A 20,394-nucleotide genomic window follows, 5' to 3' on the forward strand; every position below is an offset into this window, starting at 1 on the left:
GGCGATCCGGCAGAGTTGCGCCATGGACGACGACCGGTTCCGGCTGCTGGTGCAGGGCGTGCTGGACTACGCGATCTTCATGCTCGACCCCGAAGGTCACGTGATGAGCTGGAACGCCGGGGCGGAGCGGATCAAGGGCTACGCCGCGGACGAAATCATCGGGCGGCACTTTTCGGTGTTCTACCCGGCCGAGGACGTGGCGGCCGGGAAACCGGCGCGGGAGCTGGAAATCGCCGTCGCCGACGGCCGGCTGGAGGACGAGGGGTGGCGGCTGCGACAGGACGGCTCCCGGTTCTGGGCCAACGTGGTGATCACCGCCCTCTACGACGAGCAGGGTGAGCTGCGCGGCTTCGGGAAGGTGACCCGTGACGTGACCGAGCGCCGTGCGGCCGAAGCGGCGTTGCGGGAGAGCGAAGAGCGCTTCCGCCTGCTCGTGCAGAGCGTCCAGGACTACGCCATCTTCATGCTGGACACCGGAGGGCACATCGCGAGCTGGAACACGGGCGCGGAGCGGATCAAGGGCTACGCCGCGGACGAGATCATCGGCCGGCACTTCTCGGTGTTCTACCCGGCCGAGGACGTGGCGGCCGGGAAACCGGCGCGGGAGCTGGAAATCGCCGTCGCCGACGGCCGGCTGGAGGACGAGGGGTGGCGGCTGCGCCAGGACGGCTCCCGGTTCTGGGCCAACGTCGTGATCACCGCGCTGTACGACGAGCACGGCCGGCTGCACGGCTTCGGCAAGGTGACCCGTGACATGACCGAACGCCGCAACGCCGAGCAGGCGCTGCGCGAACGCCGCCGGCTGGTCGGGCACCTCGTGGAGGCCCAGGAGGTGGAGCGGCGCCGGATCGCCTGGGACGTCCACGACGAGTCGATCCAGTCCATGGTGGCCGTCGGCATGCGCCTGCAGCTGCTCGCCGCCCGGCTCCCGGACCCGCACGCGAGTGCCGTCAGCGGCCTCGACGAGTCGGTGAGCGCCGCGATCGCCCGGCTGCGCGGCCTGGTGTCCCGGCTGCGGCCGCCGGAACTCGACCGGCACGGCCTGGTCGAGGCGGTGTCGGCCTACGTCGACGACGTCGCGGGTCGCTGGGGACTGGCGCACTCGGTGCGGGACGAGCTCACCGCCGAGCCGTCGCCGGAAGCGGCGATCACGGTGTACCGGATCTGCCAGGAGGCGCTCAGCAACGTCCACCGGCACGCGCAGGCCACCCGGATCGCGGTCCGGCTGTCCACAGTGGACAACGGCACCCTGGTGCGGATCACCGACGACGGCGCCGGCACGGCCGGGGGCGACGCCGGTGAGGGCCACTTCGGGCTGGCCGAGATGCACGAACGCGCCGAAGCGGCGCACGGCTGGCTGTCGGTGGACAGCACGCCCGGCGAGGGCACGGTCGTCGAGTTCTGGCTGCCCCTGCTGCCCGACGTTCCGGAGCTCGAACCGTGACCGAACTGCGGGTGCTGATCTCCGACGACGACGTGATGATCCGCGACGTCCTGCGGGAGGTGCTGGACTCCGAGGCCGACATCGCCGTGGTCGCGGTGGCCGGCGACGCCGACGAAGCGATCCGGCTCGCCGAACGGCACCGGCCCGCGGTCGCCGTCCTCGACGTCCGGATGCCGGGCGGTGGCGGGGCGCGGGCGGCCCGCGAGATCGCCCGGTGCAGCCCGGGCACCGCGATCCTGGCCTTTTCCGCCTACGCCGACCGCGCTTCGATCGCCGGGCTCGCCGCGGCCGGCGTCACCGAGTACCTGGTGAAGGGCGCGCCCAACACGGAGATCGTGGACGCCGTGCGGCGGCTGGGCCGTCAGGCGCCCGGGTGAGCGGTCACCGGACCGGCCGGACGTTCACGGCGCTGTCGAGGTCGGTCGGGATCAGCGTGAACAGCCGCCGGACCGCGCGGGACCGCCCGGCCTCCACCGTGAGGTGCGCGCCGGCGGCGTCGGCGAGCAGCCGGGCCCGCAGCAGCGAGTTCAGCCCGGCGACGGAGAAGAACGTGACGCCGGAGAGGTCGATGACGAGCTCGTCGAGCCGGCCGGGGACCCGGGCCTGCAGGACCTCGTCGAGGCGGCGGGCGGTGCCGAGGTCGATTTCCCCGGTCACCTCGGCGACGACGGTGCCGGGCTCGGGCTCGTGGACGCGAAGCGACATCTGGTCGCCGGCGTGCAGCCAGCCGGCGGCGGAAAGCAGCTGGCCGGCCGGGCGGGGTTGAGGAACCATCGCGGCACACCCTTTCGTCGGCAGGGGGGCGGGCCGGACGTTGCGGGACGGACGGGAGCACAAGGCAGCCTGCCGGCCCGGGCGCGGAACGTCCGGCAGCGGCTGACGGCTCAACCGTGAGCCCTCAGCATAGTGCATCTGCACTAGGTGAACCACCCCGCGTAGCCGTGGACCAGCCGGGTGGCGGATTGCGCGGTGCCGGAGCTACGTTGCGGACCGCGAAGGAGGCGCCATGCCGGCCACCGTCGTCAACCTGAAGGGGCACCGGGACGACCCCGCGTACGCCGATGTCGTGTACGTCGGGCGGGCCATGCACCGCGGGGGCCGGCACCTCGCCGGGTCGAGACTCGCCAGCCCCTTCCGGCCGGGTCCGGACGGCTCGCGGGAAGAAGTCGTCGCCCGGTACCGGGAATACCTGCTCGCCCGGCCGGACCTGCTCGCCCTCCTGCCGGAGCTGCGCGGCCGCCGGCTCGGGTGCTGGTGCGTGCCCGAACCGTGCCACGCCCAGGTCGTCGCCGAACGGGCGGATCACGCCCCGTAACGAAACGCACCGCTGTGACAAGCGAGGCTTCGCCTCGCGCCGGGGGCTTCGCCACCCGGACCCCGAAGAGCGGTAACGAGTAACCTTTCACAGGGGGGTGGTTGATGTGCGCGCGCGCCGGTTGGGCGGCTTCGACCAGGCCGAGCTGCCCGAGGCCCACCGGATCCGGTGGTGGTTCGCGGCGGTGACGGCCGGGCTCGTCGCGGCGGCCTTCGCCGTCGTGCCCTACCTGCCGTTCTTCCAGGACCTGGCCTTCGTGAAGGACCCGAAGGTCAGCAGCGTCATCACCTGGACCGTGCTGCAGACGTCCGTCGTCATCATCTCCGCGGTGCTGACGCTGTACTTCGTCGGCAAGGCGCGCCTGGAAACCGCGGCCTACCGGGCCAACCAGATCGACATCCGGGTGTTCGTCGACGAACGGCCCGAAAGCAGCCACGACCGCGAAATCGACTCCGCCGTCGAGCTGACCGCCACCTTCAAGCGGTTCCTCAACGACTCGCGCCTCTACACCCCGACCCCGGTTCCCGGCGCCGGGAGCTCGTACGACTTCATCCAGATCGTCGAGCACGCCGGCGACTCCACGGACGGCTGGTGGAAGGCGGCGACCAAGCTGATCCGGCTCGCCCAGCCGCCCGCCGCGTTCACCGTCACCGGGACCGTCCGGCCCGGCAACACCGCCGGGCGCTACCAGCTCATCCTCGAACTCGTCCGCGTCCCGCGGTTCGCGGCCAGCCCGCTCGTGATCGAGGACTAGAACTGGCCGCGCGTGCTGCACCGCGCGGCCAACGCCGTGGCCGCGCTGGTCATCCCGCGCAGCGCCTACGTCCGCACGAACATCCACTGGGCCGCCTGGCGCGGGGCGAAGATCCCGTACGAGCTGTTCGACGCCTACCAGCGCGCCAACCACTTCATCACCTACCGCCGCTACGACGAAGCGCTGGCCGAGTACTACCGGGCGGTCAGCCTCGACCCGGCGAACGTCTACATCCGGCTCGAGATCGCCGCCCTGCAGGAACAGCTCGACCTGCACCTGGACGCGCTCGCCACCTACGACGACGTGATCACCGTGTGCAGCCGCGGCCACCCGGACCTGGCCCGCTGGTGGATCGGCCCCGACTTCGCGCGCCAGCCCCGCCGCGACGCCCGCGGCCGCGAGGTCGCCCTGCTCATCGCCCGCTACCGGCACGCGCTCGTGCTCGGCCACGGCGACTCGGTGGCCGGTTCCTGGTGGGTGCGGCGCACGAGCGCGGGCGTCCCCGGCGACGCGCGGGCGCAGCGCCGCGCCGAACTGCGGGCCGCGGTGGAGCTGCGGTTCCGCCGGTACGTCGACCTCGACGTCCGGACGCGCCCGGAGGCGATCCCGCGCGAGCAGCGGCTCGAACTGCACCGGCGCGTCCTGCGGGTGCCGGTGGAGGAACTGCTCGTCCACCAGGCGACCCCGGCGCAGCTGGCCGAGTACAACCAGCGCGCCGCGGAGATGCGGTCGTACTTCTGCGCGCTGTCGCAGTACGAGATCGAACGGCTCGTCGAGGACTACCGCCGGTTCGGCCGGCGCTGGCGGCGCAGCTGGCGGCAGCTGACCAACCGCGCCCTCGACCTGTCCCTGGTCTGGACGGTGCTGCGGCGTGCGATGGCCGACGTCGAGCCGGAAACCGGCGCCGTCCCCGAGCCCCGGCCGGCCTACCCGGGCAGCCGGGTGCGGCTGGCCGACGTCTGCCCCGACCGCAGCTGGCCACCGGACCCGCGGGCGCTGGACGACACGGTCGAAGCCGCCGGGCCCCGCCGGTCGTGGGAGGAGTGCTACAACGCGGCCAGCGTGTACGCCGTCGCGATGCTCGAAGTCGGCCCGCGCGGCGAACGCGACCTGCGCAACCGCGCCCGCAACCCGCGGCTCGAAGGCGACGCGCGCGACGAGGTGGCCCGCCGCGCGGTCCGCGAGCTCTACCACGCCGCGACGATCAGCCACAGCGGCCGGCTGCCCGAGCGCCGCTCCTGGGTGATGGGGGAGGACCCCGACCTCGCCGCCCTGCGCGGCCACGAGCTGTTCCGCGTCTTCGAAATGGTGACGTTCTCCCCGGACCGCGCGGCCCCGCTGCGTCCGCAGCGCGCCCACGTCTGGGAGCAGGTCAGCTACGTCCGGCGGCTCGTCGCCGAGATCGCGGGCTGCCGGGCGCACTTCTGGCGCGTCCGCGCGCTCGACACCGGGCCGCCCCCGGACAGCCGCACGCTCGACCGCTGGCGCTCGGCCGACCGCGACGCCTGGCGCAAGCTCGCGCAGCTGGCGGCCGGAAAACAGGACTGGTACACGCGCTACCAGGCGATCTGCGCGTTCCGCGAATGGTCGGCCGAGTCCGGCTACCCGGGTTCGATCTCCGGATTCCCGTTGTACTGCGAGGAAAGCCTGCACGCCCAGCTGCGTGGCGCGGCGGGCTCGCGCGCGAAAACGGGCTTCGACGCGAACATCGTGGTCCGCGAGTACGTGCGTCTCTGCGACCGCCGCCTGGACTACCTGGTCGCCGACGTGGCCGAAATCGAGCAGCTCCCGGTACGGGCCGACGACTTCCCGGCCCGCAGCGAACTGTGGGCGGCGCTGTGTTCGTGGTTCGACGACGACATCGCCGACGGCTCATCCGCCGACGAGCGCCGGGAACGGTTCCGCAAGCTGGCCCGGCCGTGAGCTAGGCCGGCCGCGTGTAGCGGTGCTTCACGCCCACCGGGAAGTACTCCGGATCACCGGCCGGGCGCAGGACGACGTCGGGCAGCTGCCGCTCCGGCGGGACGTAGTGCGCGAACTCGCTGTTGAGCCGCACCAGCTCCGCGCGGACGGCCGCCGCGATGCGGCCCGCGTCGGCGGTCGCGCCCGGTGCCGTTTCGACGGTGATCCGCAGCCGCCGGTCGCGGTCGGCGTCCTCGATCGCCTCGATGACGAACTTGCCGGTCACCGTGTCGCTGATGCCCGGCTGTTCCAGGCCGACGGTGACGTTCTCCGGGTAGACGTTCGCGCCGAAGAACGACACCGTGAACAGCGACCGGCCGAACACGTACACGAACGGCAGTTCCGGGCCGGGCGGCGGCGTGAAGCCGTGGCGGGCGCAGAAGGCGAGCAGCTCGGCGTGCGGCAGGACCCCGCCGTCGTCGGCGATGTGGTAGCGGATCAGCGGGATGCCGCCGTCCCCGGTGAAGACGAGCGTGCCCTCGTGCACCTCGAAGAAGCGGCTCGCCGGGTCGTACTGGACCAGCGTCGGCAGCCGCGCGTCGCCGAACACCTCCCGCGCCAGGTCCGGGCGGCCGGCCAGGAACCGGCGGATGCCCGCCGACACCGGGGTTTCGGTGCCGAGCACGCCCGCGTCGGCCGTGCCGTACAGCGACGCGATGTCGCGGACCGGGTCGGCGATCCCGGCGCGCCCGGCCACCAGGTCGCGCCACTGCTCGCTGAACACCTCGCCCGCCAGCACCAGCTTGATCGCGTACGCCGGCCAGTCGACGCCCCCGGCGAGCCCGGTGTCGACGACGTCCTTGACGAACGGCGGGTAGCCGAGCAGCACGACCTGGTCGAAGTGCGGCGCGAGCTCGGGCAGCACGCGCAGGATCTCCGCCTTGTTGTTGCCCGGCGCCACGACGGTGATCGGGCACCCCTTGGCGGCGAGGTGGCGCACGCACGCGGTGGTGAACAGCCCGCCCACCCAGGTCCCGAGCGGGAAGCAGACGACGGCGAGCGTGCTGCGCCGGTCGGCCGCGAAGGCGTCCACGAGCACCTGCTCGAACCGCCGTGCGACGTGCAGTTCGTCCTCGAGCGCCCGGGGCCAGACGGTGGGTCGCCCGCTGGAGCCGGAGGAGACGGCGATCATGTCGTTCCCGGCGAAGGTGCCGCCGCGGCACCGCTCGGGCAGCGGGTACTTGTGGTGGTACCCGGCCTTGTCGGTGCGCGGCAGCTGCCGGAAGGCGGCCATCGTGGTGACGCTGCCCGGCTCGATCCCGTGCTCCCGGAGGAACTTCCGGTACGCCGGAACGGTTTCCGCGGTGCGGTGGAAGAGGTCGAGGACGTGGTTCCCCGGCGGCGGTTCCGGGGCCCCGAAGAAGGTGTCGAACGCCTGCCGCACGCGGGTCTGCCGGCCGAGGTCCATGATCGGAGCATAGCGGCCGGTCCGTGTCATGATGGGCGCCGTGAGCACCCCCGCCCAGGAGCAGCCCGCCGGCGCGCCGTTGACCCTCTACCTGGTCAAACGGCTCGAACTGGTGATCAGGGCCCTGCTCGACGACGCCCTGCGGCCGCTGGGGCTCACGACGCTGCAGTACACGGCCCTGACGGTCCTCGAAGCCAGCGGCGCGCTGTCGTCGGCCCAGCTGGCCCGCCGGTCGTTCCTGCGCCCGCAGACGATGCACGAAATGGTCCTGACGCTGGAAAAGCGCGGGCTGATCGCGCGAACCCCGAAGCCGGGCAACAAGCGCGTCCTGCTGGCCGGCCTCACCACCGCGGGCCGCGACCTCCTGGCCGGCTGCGCCCCGGCGGTGGCGGAGCTGGAGCACGCGCTCCTGGCGGAGATGAGCCCGGGCCAGCGCGCCACGTTCCGCGAGGGCCTGCAGCACGGCGTCACGGCGCTGGGCACGCTTTCGGGTCAACGCCGGGCCCAGGAAGCCTGACGACGGCGCGGAAACCCGCAACCGGCCGAGCGTTCTCACCCGACTGGCGGCTTGAGTGGGGGGTGTGCGGTCGGCACCGCTAGGCCGGACGAGTGGAAGCGCCGAGCGGCCCGTAGCAGGGGTGTCACCGGCGACGTTGAGGGGTAAGACCCAGTCCCGCACCCTGTGGAGGTTCACCGAAGTGTCCAGGACCGGCAACCCGGGCGACACAGCTGTCGCCATCAGGCGGTTGCTGGTGTTGGCGGGAGCGGTGGCGGGGTTGTGGTTGGTGTGGTGGCTGTGCTCGGGTGCAGCGGAGGCGGCGCCGCGGGTGCCGGACCCGGTGGGCGGGTCGGTTTCGGCGCGGAGTTCCTGGCCGGTGGATGTACTGCCGACCGCGGCTGAGCGCAGCTCGCGAACGGTTGCTGCGGCGGCTGAGCCGGTGGCTCGCGTAGTGGGGGCTGTGGTGTCGCCTGCGGCGAAGAGTGTCGCCGCGGCGGCTGAGCCGGTGGCTCGCGGAGTGGGGGCTGTTGTGGCGCCTGCAGCCGGCAGGGTTGGGGCGCCTGTCGCCCGGGCTGCCGGTGCGATCGTGGAGCCGGTGGCGGGCGCGGCCGGCGCTGCTGTGGCGCCCGTGGCGAAGAGCGTCCTCAAGCCACAAGCGCGCACCCTCGGGGGCGCCCTCTCGCCCGTGACCGGGAGCGTCGGTGCCGTCGTCAAGGCCGTCGGGCCCGCGGTTTCGCCCGTTGTCGGGGGCGTCGGTGTCCTTGCGCGGCCACTCTCGCCAGTGGTTCAAGCCGTGGTTTCACCCCTCGTCGAGAGCGTCGCCGCGGTTGTCGAACCGGTGCTGGGTGCCGCCGATCCGATTCTCTCGCCCGTCACCCGGCCGGTGGCCGCCCCCGTGCTTCGCACCCCTTCTCCCGCGCTGACCAGCGCCGCCGCCGCCGTCGGGCAGACCGTCTTCGCCCACGCTTTCCAGGTCGCCGGCCCGCCCGTGACCGGCTCCGCCGGCGAGGCCCCGGGCCCACCCGGCCCCGCCGCAGCGATCAACCCGGCGCCGAGCCGGCCGGGCCGTGCCTGTGCCGCCGCCGTCACCCCGCACCGAAGTGGCTCAGCGGCCGCACTCCAGCACCACCGCGATACCCCCGGCCACACCCCGGCGCCGGGGCACCCTGCGCCGAGCGATGTGGTTTCCGGGGCCGATTTCACGAATTCGGCCGTTTTCCCGGCCGCCGGTCGGGGAATTCCCCGGTTCCAGGCGGCCCGGTGGCCGCACGGGGACTTCTTGCCGCTGTGGCGGCCGTGCAAACCGGGTACCGGCCCCGGCTAGTCCGTTCCGATTCTCCGCCCGTCGTGTGCTCCGCGGCGTGTTCCGCGCTGCCCGCGACCGCAGAACCGGAACCGAAACTCCATGCGTGGAAGAGGGAACGAAATATGGAACCAAGCGTGTTCGACCTCGGGAAAGTGCGAAGAGACGCGGTGGTCACCGTCCGCCTGGACGCGATGGCCAACGTCAGGCTGCTGACGGCGGTCAACCTCCAGGCCTACCGGCGCCGGCAGTACTACCGGATGCACGGCGGGGTGGCCACCGCGCCGATGTTCAAGATCCACATCCCGGCCAACGCCCACTGGTTCCTGGTGATCGACGTCGAGGGCCTCGAAGCCCGGCCCCTGCGCCCGAGGGTGAGCGTCGAACCGGAAGCGGCCGTCACGGCCCGGGAACGCACCGGCCCCCGGTGACCGCCGGCGGCCCCGATCGACCGGTCGGGGCCGCCCGGTCCACTGTGGCGGGTTCCCGGCGGCCCGGCGGGGTACCCGCCCGGGATGCAGACGTTCCTGCCGTGCGCCGACTTCACCGCCAGCGCCCGCACGCTCGACCGCCGCCGCCTCGGCAAGCAGCGCGTGGAGACCCTCCAGGTCCTGCGCGCGCTGGTGATCCCGGGCTACGGCTGGCGCCACCACCCGGCGGCGAAGATGTGGACGGGCTACGAGGAGGCGTTGACGCGCTACGGCCTCGAGGTCTGCGCGGTGTGGTGCGAGCTGGGCGCGGCGGACACGTGCGCGGTCAAGCTGACCGGCGAGTTCGAGCAGTCGGTGGGCGCGACGGCGATCCGCACGCAGCCAGAGCTCACGGCGGCGGGGGAGGTGCCCCCGTGGCTGGGCGACGAAGCCCTGCACCGCAGCCACCAGTCGGCGCTGGTGCGGAAGGACCCGGACCACTACGGCACCCGATTCCCGGGGGTGCCCGCGGACCTGCCGTACGTGTGGCCGCCCTCGGACCGGCCGAGCCGCACGTCCTGAGCCGGCCGCGCTGGAGTCGCGCGCGGTGGGGGCGGGTGAGGCTGCGGCGGTGGCGCTGGGATCGCGGCTGCGGCGGCCACCATCCCGCTGACCGCCGCGAACCAGCCGCCGCCGCCCTACCGGCGCCGGAATCCGTACCGGACCTGCGGTCCCACTGGTCCGCATCCTTCCCCGCACCGACCTTCGGCGGATTTACAACGTTGTACCAACGATGTAAAAGTGTCCCTGCGCTGTTCGCCGCTCGGCTCTCACGCCGTGGAAGGGGCCACCGATGTCCTCCCGAGAACGCGATCACCTCACCCGCCGCGACCTGCTCCGGCTTACCGGGGGTTCCGCCGCCGCCGTGGCCGCTGCTCTCTGGCTGCCCGGGACCGCCGCAGCCAGAACCGCCGCCACAACCGCGGCCGAAACCGCGGCCGCCACAACCGCCGCCGGAACCACCGCCGCAGGCAGCTTCAGCCCGATCCGGCCGCCCGCCACGCCGCTGATCGTCCGCTCGCCCTACCTCTCCACCTGGCAGCCCTCCGACAACCTCGCCGGCACCTGGGCGAGCTTCTGGACCGGGCACATCACCGCCCTCTGCGGTCTCGCCCGCATCGACGGTGCCGGCTACGTCTTCGCCGGGGCGCCCGCCCTCCCGAACGGCCCCGCCCTCACCCCGATGACCCAGCTCAGCCTGCAGGTCACCGGCACCCGCTCGACCTACGTCCTCACCGGCGGCGGCGTCAACCTCACCGTCACCTTCTTCTCGCCCGTCGACCCGGCGAACCTGCAGCGCCAGTGCGTGCCGTTCGGGTACGTCACCATCCAGGCCGCCAGCGCCGACGGCCGGGCCCATGCCGTCGACCTGCACTTCGACACCTCCGCCGAGTGGGTGCACGGGAACACCGCCACCCCGGTCACCTGGACGCAGCAGCAGTCCGCCGGCTACACCCTGCTCAGCTGCACCCCGGCCAGCCCGGGCGTCCTCCAGGAGAACGGCGACCAGGCCAGCTGGGGCTCGCTCGTGCTCGCCGCGCCCACGTCGGGGACCAGCTGGCAGATCGGGCAGGACACCGTCGTGCGCGCCGCCTCGGCCGGGCAGGGCGCCCTCGGGAACACCAGCGACGCCGCCCAGCCGCGCGCCATCAACGACCGGTGGCCCGTGCTCGCGTTCAACCGGAATCTCGGCACCATCCCCGCCGGCGGGACGGCGAGCCCGTTCACCGTCGCGATCGGGCACGTGCGCACCCCCGCCGTCCGGTACCTCGGCGCCGACCTGCGGCCCTGGTGGACGCACTACTGGGGCAGCTGGCAGGACATGGCCGTCTGGTTCGCCAACGACTACGCCGCCGCGCTGGCCGCCGCGAGCGCGATCGACCAGCGCCTGCACGACGACGCCGTCGCCGCGGCCGGGGGCGGGAGCACCGGCGAGCACTACGCCGGGATCTGCGCGCTCGCCCTGCGCCAGGCCTTCGGCGGCACCGAACTGGTCGACCGGGGCGGCGCGCCCTGGGCGTTCCTCAAGGAGATCTCCTCCAACGGCAACATGTCCACAGTGGACGTCACCTATCCGGCGTTCCCGGCCTACCTCTACCTGTCGCCGGCCTACCTGCGGCTGCTGCTGGAGCCGCTGCTCGACTACGCCGAGCGCGGCGGCTGGCCGATGCAGTTCGCCGAACACGACCTCGGCACCCACTACCCGGACGCGACCGGGCACAACGACGGCAACGAAGAGAGCATGCCGGTCGAGGAGTCGGCCAACCTGCTGATCATGGCCGCCGCGCTGGTGCAGCGGCTCCCGGCCGCGGAGGCGACCGCGTTCGCGAACACCCACTACCGGATTCTGCGGCAGTGGGCCGAATACCTGATCGGCACCACCCTCGACCCCGGCTTCCAGAACCAGACCGACGACTTCACCGGCTTCATCGCCCACAGCGCGAACCTGGCGCTGAAGGGGATCATCGGCGTCGGCGCGATGGGGGTCATCGCCGCCGCCGTCGGCAACGCGGGTGACGTGCAGCGGTACCGTTCGACCTCGCGCAGCTACGTCAGCCAGTGGGTGACGCTCGCCGAGGACGGCCAGCACCTGCGCCTGGCCTACGACCAGCCCGGCACCTGGAGCCTCAAGTACAACGGCTTCGCCGACCGCGTGCTCGGCCTCGACCTCGTCCCGCTCGGCGTCGCCGCGCAGGAGGCCGCCTGGTACCAGGGCCGCGCCGGCGCCCACGGTGTCCTGCTCGACCCGCGCAACAACTACACGAAGGCCGACTGGGAACTGTGGACCGCGGCCTGGCTCACCGACCAGCCGAACATCCGCACCACCCTGGTCGAGGGCGTCTACGGCTACGCCAACACCACGCCGCAGCGCGTGCCGTTCAGCGACTGGTACGTGGTCGCCGACGCCACCCAGCGCGGGTTCCAGGCCCGCCCGGTCGCCGGGGGCTACCTCGCCCTGCTGACCCGCCCGGCCGCGTCGGCCACCGTCTGGCGGAAGCTGCAGAATCAGCGCTCCGGCAAGGTCCTGGCCGTCTCGGAGATGTCACTGGGCGACACCGCCGAGGTCACCCAGTGGTCGGACAACGGCACCGCCGACTACCTCTGGGCCGTCGTCGACAACGGCGACGGCACCGTCCGGATCATCAACCGCAACAGCGGCAAGGTCCTCGCCGTGCACGACCAGAGCCTCGACAACGGCGCGCACGTCCAGCAGTACCGCGACAACGGCACGCCGGACCACAACTGGCGGATCGTCGACGCCGGCGGCGGCTGGTCGAAGCTCGTCAACGTCCGCAGCGGCAAGGTGCTGGCCGTCGACCAGCAGTCCACGGCGGACGGGGCCCAGGTGACCCAGTGGGACGACAACGGGACGCCGGACCACCTGTGGCGGTTCGCCTGAGGGCCGTTTGCGACACTGGCGCCCGTGTGCGCCGACTTCACCCGGATCCGCCGGTTCCTCGACGAGCGGGACCCGCCGACGCCGTGCCTGGTCGTCGACACCGACGTCGTCGCGGCGCGGGCGCGGGAGTTCCGCGCGGCGTTCCCCGGCGCGCTGATCCGGTACGCGGTCAAGGCCAACCCGGCGCCACCGGTGCTCGACGCGCTGGTGGCGGCCGGGATCGGCTTCGACGTCGCCGGGCCGGGGGAGATCGCGCTCTGCCTGGCCCGCGGCGCCGATCCGGCCGGGCTCGCCTACGGCAACCCGATCAAGAAGCCGCGGGACATCGCCTTCGCGTTCGAACGCGGCGTCCGGGAGTTCACCTCGGACGCCGCGGACGACGTCGACCACCTGGGCCGGTACGCCCCCGGTTCGGCGGTGTCGATCCGCGTCGTGCTCGACGCGCCGGACTCCGCGACGCCGTTCGGCCGCAAGTTCGGCTGCGCCCCGGCCGGCGCCCTCGACCTGGTGCTCCGCGCGGCCGCGCGCGGGCTCCGGCCCGGCCTCGCCTTCCACGTCGGGTCGCAGCAGCCGGACGTCACGGCCTGGGAGATCGGCATCGCCACGGCCGCCAAGCTGTTCGACGAGGCCGCGGCGCAGGGGGTCGCGGTGACGCGGCTCAACCTCGGCGGCGGCTTCGCGACCACCCACCGCACGGCCGTCCCGCCGCTGGCCGCGTACGCGGAGACGATCGCCGCGGCCCTCGGCGCGGCCTTTCCCGGCGGCCGGCCGGAGCTGCTGCTCGAGCCCGGCCGGGTGCTCGTCGCGGACGCCGGCCTGCTGCGGACCGAGGTCGTGCTGGTCGCGCCGCGGGACGAGCGGCGCTGGGTGTACCTCGACATCGGCCGCTACAACGGGCTCGCCGAGGCCGAAAACGAAGCCATCGCCTACCGCTTCGAACCGGTGGGCGCGTCCGGCGGCCCGGACGGCCCGGTGGTCATCGCCGGGCCCACCTGCGACGGCGACGACGTGCTCTACCAGCGGACGCCCTACGCGCTGCCCCTTTCGCTGCGGACCGGCGACCGGCTCGACCTGCCCGGCACCGGCGCCTACACCGCGAGCTACGCCTCAGTCGGGTTCAACGGGATCGAGCCGCTGCGCACGCACTGCATCGGGCGGTGGGGCGATGCCTGACGTGGGCCGGTTCACCGGGCGGCACGTGCTCGCCGAGCTGCACGGCGTCGACCCCGCCCTGCTCGACGACCCGGTCCGGCTCGGGGAGCTGCTGCGGGCCGCGGTGACGGAGGCGGGCGCGACGGTCCTCGACGTCGTGGCGCAGCGGTTCGCGCCGCAGGGCGCCACGGTGATCGCGCTGCTGGCCGAGTCGCACGCGTCGGTCCACACCTACCCCGAGCACGGGTCCCTCTTCGCCGACGTGTTCACCTGCGGGGAACGCGCCGATCCCGAGCACGCCCTGCGGCTGCTGGCCAAGTCGCTGCACGCCGCGCCGGTCCACCTGTCGGTCCTCCACCGGGGAGAACGCTGATGCCCCTGATCCACGAGCCGGTCGGTGCCGGCCTCACCCGCGTCTGGGAGGTCGGCGACGTGCGGTTCCACGCGCGCACGCCGTACCAGGAGGTGCTGATCGGCACGACCGCGCAGGGGGTTTCGCTGTTCTGCGACGGCGAGCGCCAGAGCACCGAGGCGAGCCAGCTGGTGTACCACGAGGCCCTGGTGGTGCCCGCGCTGCTGCTGGCCGAGCGGGTGCGCCGGGTGCTCGTCATCGGGTCGAGCGAGGGGGTCGCCTGCCAGCTCGCCGTCGCCGCGGGCGCTTCGCTGGTCGACCACGTCGACATCGACGAACAGGCCGTCCGCGCCTGCGCCGAGCACCTGCCCTACGGCTACACCCCCGCGGACCTCGCCCGGGCCGAGCGCGGGGACGGGCCGATCCGGGTGTCCTATGCGGACGGCTGGGCGTTCCTGGCCGCGGCGCAGGAGCGGGGCGACACCTACGACGTGGTCGTGATCGACCTGCCGGACGAGAACGGCGATCCGGACGCGCAGCACAACCGCCTGTACGGCACCGGCTTCCTCACCCGCTGCGCGCGGCTGCTGGCGCCCGGCGGGGCGGTGACCGGCCAGGCCGGCTGCCCGACGCTGTGGCGCAACGAGACGCTGCGCGCGTCGTGGCGGCGGTTCCGCGAAGTGTTCGGCGCGGTGCTGTACTTCGGTTCCGACGAGCACGAGTGGGCCTTCCTCTCCGGCCGCGCGGACCCGGTCGAGGAGCCGGGCGCGCTGGCCGCCCGGCGGTTCGCGGAGCGGGGGAGCCGGGCGGCGACGCTGGACGCCGAAGCCCTGCTCGCCGGCTGCACCCCGCCGTATTCCCTCCGGCACGGCGTTGGTCCGGACCAGTCTTGACCTTCGATTCCCCGAATATCGCACCCCGCGAAAGGTGAAATGGCGGGAAATGGATTTCCTGTGCAGTCGGGCCTTGTCGTGTTACTCCGTTCAGTGGCCGTCGTAAACGTTGCGATCGCGCTACGATCCTCTCCGCGCGCGATCATCATGACCACCAGGCACCGTGGCCCGTTTGGAGGAGCGTCATGCTCGGTATGTCGGTCGTTGCCGCAATGATTCTGTCCGCCCTCGCCGCCCCCGTCGTTTCCGGGGCGGATTCGGTTCCGTCCGAAAAAATCACGCTCGACATCAAGACCATCAACGGGTCCGGCTGCCCGGCGGGCACGGCCACCGCTTCGGCCGACGTCGCGTCGGACAACACGGTGTTCACGGTGCACTACACGAACTTCACCGCGAAGGCCGGCGGCGGCGTTTCGGCCCTCGAAGCCCGCAAGAACTGCCAGATCAACGTGCTCGTCCACGTGCCGCAGGGGTTCACGTACGCGATCGCCAAGGCGGAGTACCGTGGCTTCGCGCACATCGAGAGCGGCGCGAACGCGCTCGAACAAGCCAACTACTACTTCACCGGGACCGCGCCCACCGCGCGCGTGCGGCACACCTTCCCCGGCCCGTTCCACGGCGTGTGGCGGGCCACCGACGAGACCGACGTCGCCGAACTCGTGTTCGCGCCGTGCGGCGAGAGCCGAAACCTGAACATCAATGCGGAACTGCGGGCGGACGCGGGCACGTCTTCCGCCGGAAGTTTCATCGAAATGGATTCCGAACACGCGAGCGTGGACACGATTTACCACTTCGCGTGGAAGACCTGCTGAATGGGCGTTGCCATTGTGGTGGCGGCCCGCTCCCCGGAACCCGGCCGGTGAGCGGGCCGCTCGCGCCCGTCAGACGTGGGTGACCAGCAGGGTCACGCCCGCCTCGCCGCCGCAGTCGACGAACACGGGCCCGACGCCGTTGCCGATGTGGGCGGCCACGTTCGCCTTGGCCACGAACCGGTCCGGGCCGGTTTCGAGGATGCGGATGTTCTCGAGCGCCGGGTGGTCGGGAAAGCCGCCCAGCACGGACTTCAGCCCGGTGCCGCCCCCGCAGTTGCCGGTGATCGTCACTTCCTGGCCGCGGTGGGTGGTGGGGTTCGGGCTCACCTGCACGGTCGCCCGGGCGCCCTTCGGTGGCCGGCGCGCGTCCGGTCCCGGGTCCGCCGACGCCCCGCCGGCGATCGCGATGCTCACGACGGTGACCAGCCCGGCCGCGACCGCCGGCGCGAGGGCGGTGCGGGTCTTCCTGGTGCCACGCATCTGGTTCTCCTCCCTTGACCCGGTCCCTGGCGCCGGATCCGCCCAGTCAGTCGCCGGGAGGGCCGGCCGAGGTTCTCGGCTCGGGAGAACGAGACGTGGCTCACATGAGGAGGGTCAGCCGCGGACCAGCGGGCGCTCGCTGTCGGCGCCGGGCGTCAGGCGGCATCGCCGCTCGAACCGCTCCATCAGGACGGTAGCGATCAGGAGGGCCACTGGGGTGCTCACCGCGATCCACATGTAAGAAGAGCTACCCAGCCCCGGCCGCGGTCAATCGCCCGCGGACAGCCGGGTGATCAGATCCAGCAGGCCGGCGCGGAACCCGTCGTCGTCCCCGAGGCCGCCGAGCAGGGCGGGTTCCGCGCGCACGGCCTCCTCGTGCACCGCGGCGCCGGAGGCGGTCAGCCGGGTCAGCTGGCGGCGGCCGTCGGCCGGGTCGGCCGCCCGGGTGACGAACCCGGCCCGGGCCAGCCGGTCAAGCGTGCGGCTCATCGTCTGGTCGGTGACCCGGCAGCGCTGGGCCAGCGTCCGCTGGGGGAGTGGCCCGTCCCGCAGCGTGTGCAGCGCGATCAGCCCCGCGTGGGTGAGTCCCATGCCGTCGAGCACGGCCACCCAGCGTTGTTCCACCAGCCGGGCGGCCGCGGCCAGCAGGCGCCCGGTGGGCCAGGTGCTCCAGTCGGGCTCGGGGGTTGTGCTCACCGTCACTCCGGGTCGTCGTGCAGAATGTTCAGCTTGCTGAACAATTGGGCGTGTCCGCCCTCGAAAGGACTTTAGCGACCATGAACGACAAGCCGCGCCGCCTCCGCTGGCTGATCCCGGCCCTCCTGGTGATCGCCTGGCTCGGCCTGGGCGGGTTCGGCGGCCCGTTCGCCGGCAAGCTCAGCGAGGTCGCGAAGAACGACAACGCCGCCTTCCTGCCGCAATCGGCCGAAGCCACCGAAGTCTCCGACGAGCAGAAGGCGTTCACGCCGCGCCAGGTGCTGCCCGCGACCGTCGTCGCCGAGCGCACGAGCGGCCTGACCGCCGACGACCGGCGCTTCCTGGAGACCAAGGCGCAGGAGCTGGGCGGCGTGCCCGGCGTCGCCGGCCCGCTCGGCAAGCCGCAGCCGGCGCCGCGGGACGACCAGGCCGTGCAGCTCGCCGTGCCGATCTTCGCCGACGGCAACCCGGCCGACGTCGTCAAGGAGGTCCGGGACCGGCTCGGCGGCGCCCCGGCCGGGCTGACCGTGCTCGTCACCGGGCCGGCCGGGCAGATCGCCGACCTGGTCAAGGCGTTCGGCGGCATCGACGGCATCCTGCTGCTGGTCGCCGGCGGCGTGGTCGCGCTGATCCTCGTCGTGGTCTACCGCAGCCCGCTGCTGCCGTTCCTGGTGCTCCTGTCGGCGGTGTTCGCCCTCGGGCTCGCCAGCCTGGTCGTCTACCTGCTGGCGAAGCACGACATCCTCGCGCTCAACGGCCAGAGCCAGGGCATCCTCTCCATCCTCGTCTTCGGCGCGGCGACCGACTACGCCCTGCTGCTGGTCGCCCGGTTCCGCGAGCAGCTGCGCGACACGCCGAGCCGGTTCGACGCGCTGAAGCTCGCCTGGCGGGCGACCCTCGAACCGATTGCGGCGTCGGCGGGCACCGTCGTGCTCGGCGTGCTGTGCCTGCTGTTCAGCGACCTCAACTCGAACAAGGGCCTGGGCCCGGTGGCGGCCATCGGCATCGGCGCGGCGCTGCTGGCGTCCACGACGTTCCTGCCCGCGGCGCTGGCCCTGTGCGGGCGCGGCGCGTTCTGGCCGTTCAAGCCGGCCCTGGGCTCGCCGCACCCGGAGACGTCCGGCATCTGGGGCCGCGTCGCACGCCTGGTCGGCCGCCGTCCGCGCGCGGTCTGGGTGGTGACGGCGCTGGTGCTCGGCGTCGGCGTCGCGTTCCTGCCGCAGCTGAAGGCGTCCGGCACCGCGCAGTCCGACGTCTTCCTGACCCAGGTGGAATCGGGGACGGGCCAGGAGATTCTCGGCCGGCACTTCCCGGGCGGCCTCGGCGCACCCGCCATCACGATCGCCGACGCCGGCGCGCTGCCCGCCGTCCTCCAAGCGTCCGAACCGGACGGTGTGGCGCAGTCGTTCCCGTTGCCCGGGCCCGACGGGCGCCCCAAGGTCGTCGGCGGCCGGGTGCAGATCCTCTCGGTGCTGACCGACCCGGCGGACTCGGAGGCGGCGGTCGCCACGGTCGGCCGGCTGCGCGACGCGGTGCACGCGGTGCCCGGCGCGAACGCGAAGGTCGGCGGCCCGACCGCGATCCAGCTGGACACGCAGCAGACGTCGAAGCACGACCGCGCGCTGATCATCCCGATCGTGCTGCTGGTGATCTTCCTGGTGCTCGCCCTGCTGCTGCGGTCGTTCCTGGCGCCCCTGCTGCTGATCGCCACGGTGGTCCTGTCGTTCGCCGCGACGATGGGCGTGTCGGCGCTGGTGTTCAACCACCTCCTGGGCTTCCCGGGGGCCGACCCGGTGGTGCCGTTGTTCGGGTTCGTCTTCCTGGTGGCGCTCGGCATCGACTACAACATCTTCCTGATGACCCGGGTGCGGGAGGAAGCGCGGACGCGGGGAACGCGCGAAGGCACGTTGCGCGGGTTGTCGTTGACGGGCGGGGTGATCACGTCGGCCGGGGTCGTGCTCGCGGCGACGTTCTCCGCGCTGGCGGTGATCCCGATCCTGTTCCTGGCGCAGATCGCGTTCATCGTCGCGTTCGGGGTGCTGCTGGACACGCTGCTCGTGCGGTCGCTGCTGGTACCCGCGCTGACCGTCGACGTCGGGCGGCGGATCTGGTGGCCGTCGAAACTGGCGCGGCAGGAGGGGTAGGCCGGTCAGGGCACCGGGTCGATCCCCTCCGGGAGCTGTTCGAGCTCGGCGGGGACCGGGTGGCGCTGGACCAGCTGCCGGACGGTCGTGAGGTCCCGGTGGGGCCGTGGTGGCGCGGTGAAGAGTTCGCTCTTCCAGGTGGCGAACCTGCGGTCCCAGGGGGCCCGGAGGGCGGTGAGCTTCGTGTCCAGGTCCGCGGGACTGTGCCCGGCCACGGTGGCGTGCGCCTCCTGGCCGGTCCGCCACGCGTCGGCCTCGAACGACAGGCCCAGCTGGTAGGCCTTATACGCCTGGCCGTACTGCACGAAGGTCACGTCGAACCGCTTCTTCAGCTCCTTGAACCGGTCCTGGAACCGGCCGCCGGCCACCGGCATCTGCGGCTGGTCCGGCCGCTTCGGGGCGAGGGCGAGGTCCCCCTCGAACGTCCGGACGTCCAGGCAGGTCGCCTGCCAGGCGGTCGACGCCTTCTCCAGTTCCGCGTGCGCCACGGCGTTGAAGGGAATCGACTGGGACCAGGCGTCCGCCTCGGCCTCCTCCTCGCCGCTGAGCCGGGCGCCCTGCTGCTGCGCCGTCGTCACCACGCCGACGTCCATGCCGATGGCGGCGGACACGGCGGCGGCGATCGCCGGGGCGTCCCGCCTCTCCCGCTTCTTCTTGCGCAGGTCGGCCGCGTGTTCCCGGGTGCACAGCAGCCGCGCCACGCGGAAGAACTGCTCGGCGTGCCGGCTTTCGTGGAGCACCGTGTCGGCCAGCTTGGCGCGCCGGGTCACGTCCAGGGTCGGCTCCTTGAGCAGGTCGAACGAGATGTCCATGATCCACAGGTCCGGCTTGAAGGTGCCGAGCACGCTGCCCCCGGTCGCGGTCAGCCCGGGCAGCAGGTCGACCTTCGGGACGTCCAGCTGCCGCAGCTGGTCGTTGATGGCCGTGTAGAGCGCTTTCCGGCGGGTACCGGCGTCGGCGCCCGGGGCATCCCATCCCTGGAACACCCCGGCGAGACCACCGACGAAGCCACCGACGTCGGCGGCCAGCCCGGTGGCCCGTTGCACGACGGGCCGGGACTCCCGGCCGACGATCCGCTGGACGGCCTGGTTCCCGGCGTGCGCCTGCAACGCGAGCAGCAACCGTTCCCCGGCCCGCAGATCCGGACGACGGCCGGCCGCGTGTCCGTCGCGCTGGTGCCGATGTGCCCGCGGTCGCTCAGTGTGCTCCATTGACTGCGCTCCTTCGCCGTCATTCCGGTATCCCAGCCGGAGGGTCCGGGCGGAACCCGCGGCGGGGTAGGGGCGAGGGTGAAGATCGCTGCCCGTTCG

19 protein-coding genes are annotated in these 20,394 nt (G+C 72.8%); 14 read left to right on the plus strand and 5 right to left on the minus strand.

The window, feature by feature from the left end; genetic code table 11:
- Positions 1-22: 22 nt before the first annotated feature.
- Both C2L59_RS09665 and C2L59_RS09670 read left to right on the plus strand, forming a co-directional pair.
- Entirely contained in the window at positions 23-1,444 is a 1,422-nt protein-coding gene (locus C2L59_RS09665; RefSeq protein ID WP_103349161.1) for a PAS domain S-box protein, read from the plus strand.
- Positions 1,441-1,821 (plus strand): response regulator transcription factor, encoded by a 381-nt coding sequence (locus tag C2L59_RS09670; RefSeq protein ID WP_103349162.1) that lies wholly within the window; start codon positions 1,441-1,443, stop codon positions 1,819-1,821. Before C2L59_RS09665 ends, C2L59_RS09670 begins: the two co-directional genes overlap by 4 nt.
- A 4-nt stretch (positions 1,822-1,825) precedes the next feature.
- On the opposite strand, the gene C2L59_RS09675 is transcribed toward C2L59_RS09670, so the two are convergent.
- Entirely contained in the window at positions 1,826-2,218 is a 393-nt protein-coding gene (locus tag C2L59_RS09675; RefSeq protein WP_103349163.1) for an STAS domain-containing protein, read from the minus strand.
- Positions 2,219-2,450: 232 nt separating this feature from the next.
- Here C2L59_RS09675 and C2L59_RS09680 point away from each other — a divergent pair, with 232 nt between their 5' ends.
- The 3 genes from C2L59_RS09680 to C2L59_RS09685 all read left to right on the plus strand — a co-directional run bounded on the left by C2L59_RS09680 (position 2,451) and on the right by C2L59_RS09685 (position 5,436).
- Positions 2,451-2,759, plus strand: coding sequence for a DUF4326 domain-containing protein (locus C2L59_RS09680; RefSeq protein ID WP_103349164.1), 309 nt, complete (start codon positions 2,451-2,453; stop codon positions 2,757-2,759).
- A 106-nt stretch (positions 2,760-2,865) separates the two neighbouring features.
- The gene (locus C2L59_RS48720; protein ID WP_233223365.1) at positions 2,866-3,513 is read left to right on the plus strand and encodes a hypothetical protein; all 648 of its coding nucleotides are present in this window, start codon (positions 2,866-2,868) and stop codon (positions 3,511-3,513) included.
- Between the two features lie 12 nt (positions 3,514-3,525).
- Positions 3,526-5,436: a tetratricopeptide repeat protein gene (locus C2L59_RS09685; RefSeq protein WP_233223366.1), complete on the plus strand. Its 1,911-nt coding sequence runs from the start codon at positions 3,526-3,528 to the stop codon at positions 5,434-5,436.
- A 1-nt stretch (position 5,437) separates the two neighbouring features.
- On the opposite strand, the gene C2L59_RS09690 is transcribed toward C2L59_RS09685, so the two are convergent.
- Positions 5,438-6,883: a phenylacetate--CoA ligase family protein gene (locus C2L59_RS09690; protein ID WP_233223367.1), complete on the minus strand. Its 1,446-nt coding sequence runs from the start codon at positions 6,881-6,883 to the stop codon at positions 5,438-5,440.
- A gap of 28 nt (positions 6,884-6,911) precedes the next feature.
- Here C2L59_RS09690 and C2L59_RS09695 point away from each other — a divergent pair, with 28 nt between their 5' ends.
- From C2L59_RS09695 to C2L59_RS09735, 8 genes are all read left to right on the plus strand, one after another.
- Positions 6,912-7,400, plus strand: coding sequence for a MarR family winged helix-turn-helix transcriptional regulator (locus tag C2L59_RS09695; RefSeq protein WP_103349165.1), 489 nt, complete (start codon positions 6,912-6,914; stop codon positions 7,398-7,400).
- Positions 7,401-8,810: 1,410 nt separating this feature from the next.
- Positions 8,811-9,116, plus strand: a complete 306-nt coding sequence (locus C2L59_RS09705; protein WP_103349167.1) for a DUF1883 domain-containing protein — start codon at positions 8,811-8,813, stop codon at positions 9,114-9,116.
- An 84-nt stretch (positions 9,117-9,200) separates the two neighbouring features.
- Complete coding sequence (locus tag C2L59_RS09710) at positions 9,201-9,677, plus strand: MSMEG_6728 family protein (protein WP_199198987.1); 477 nt, start codon at positions 9,201-9,203, stop codon at positions 9,675-9,677.
- A gap of 271 nt (positions 9,678-9,948) precedes the next feature.
- On the plus strand, positions 9,949-12,555 hold the full coding sequence (locus C2L59_RS09715) for a DUF5127 domain-containing protein (RefSeq protein ID WP_103349169.1): 2,607 nt from the start codon (positions 9,949-9,951) through the stop codon (positions 12,553-12,555).
- A gap of 24 nt (positions 12,556-12,579) precedes the next feature.
- Positions 12,580-13,728, plus strand: a complete 1,149-nt coding sequence (locus C2L59_RS09720) for a type III PLP-dependent enzyme (protein WP_103349170.1) — start codon at positions 12,580-12,582, stop codon at positions 13,726-13,728.
- Positions 13,721-14,080: an adenosylmethionine decarboxylase gene (gene speD / locus C2L59_RS09725; protein WP_103349171.1), complete on the plus strand. Its 360-nt coding sequence runs from the start codon at positions 13,721-13,723 to the stop codon at positions 14,078-14,080. Before C2L59_RS09720 ends, speD begins: the two co-directional genes overlap by 8 nt.
- Complete coding sequence (locus C2L59_RS09730; RefSeq protein ID WP_103349172.1) at positions 14,080-14,952, plus strand: spermidine synthase; 873 nt, start codon at positions 14,080-14,082, stop codon at positions 14,950-14,952. Before speD ends, C2L59_RS09730 begins: the two co-directional genes overlap by 1 nt.
- Before the next feature lie 185 nt (positions 14,953-15,137).
- Positions 15,138-15,764 carry a DUF4360 domain-containing protein gene (locus tag C2L59_RS09735; RefSeq protein ID WP_103349173.1) on the plus strand — a complete coding sequence of 209 codons (627 nt, stop codon included), beginning with the start codon at positions 15,138-15,140 and terminating at the stop codon, positions 15,762-15,764.
- Between the two features lie 69 nt (positions 15,765-15,833).
- On the opposite strand, the gene C2L59_RS09740 is transcribed toward C2L59_RS09735, so the two are convergent.
- Together C2L59_RS09740 and C2L59_RS09745 are read right to left on the minus strand one after the other, a co-directional pair.
- On the minus strand, positions 15,834-16,244 hold the full coding sequence (locus C2L59_RS09740) for a hypothetical protein (protein WP_103349174.1): 411 nt from the start codon (positions 16,242-16,244) through the stop codon (positions 15,834-15,836).
- Between the two features lie 267 nt (positions 16,245-16,511).
- Positions 16,512-16,946, minus strand: coding sequence for a MarR family winged helix-turn-helix transcriptional regulator (locus tag C2L59_RS09745; RefSeq protein ID WP_199198988.1), 435 nt, complete (start codon positions 16,944-16,946; stop codon positions 16,512-16,514).
- Between the two features lie 74 nt (positions 16,947-17,020).
- On the opposite strand from C2L59_RS09745, the gene C2L59_RS09750 reads away from it, so the two are divergent.
- A complete protein-coding gene (locus C2L59_RS09750; protein WP_103349175.1) occupies positions 17,021-19,084 on the plus strand; it encodes an MMPL family transporter in 2,064 nt (687 codons plus the stop codon).
- Between the two features lie 5 nt (positions 19,085-19,089).
- On the opposite strand, the gene C2L59_RS09755 is transcribed toward C2L59_RS09750, so the two are convergent.
- Positions 19,090-20,295 carry a hypothetical protein gene (locus tag C2L59_RS09755; protein ID WP_199198993.1) on the minus strand — a complete coding sequence of 402 codons (1,206 nt, stop codon included), beginning with the start codon at positions 20,293-20,295 and terminating at the stop codon, positions 19,090-19,092.
- Positions 20,296-20,394: the final 99 nt, after the last annotated feature.

The sequence above is a fragment of the Amycolatopsis sp. CA-128772 genome (assembly GCF_002904295.1).
GTDB lineage: Bacteria > Actinomycetota > Actinomycetes > Mycobacteriales > Pseudonocardiaceae > Amycolatopsis.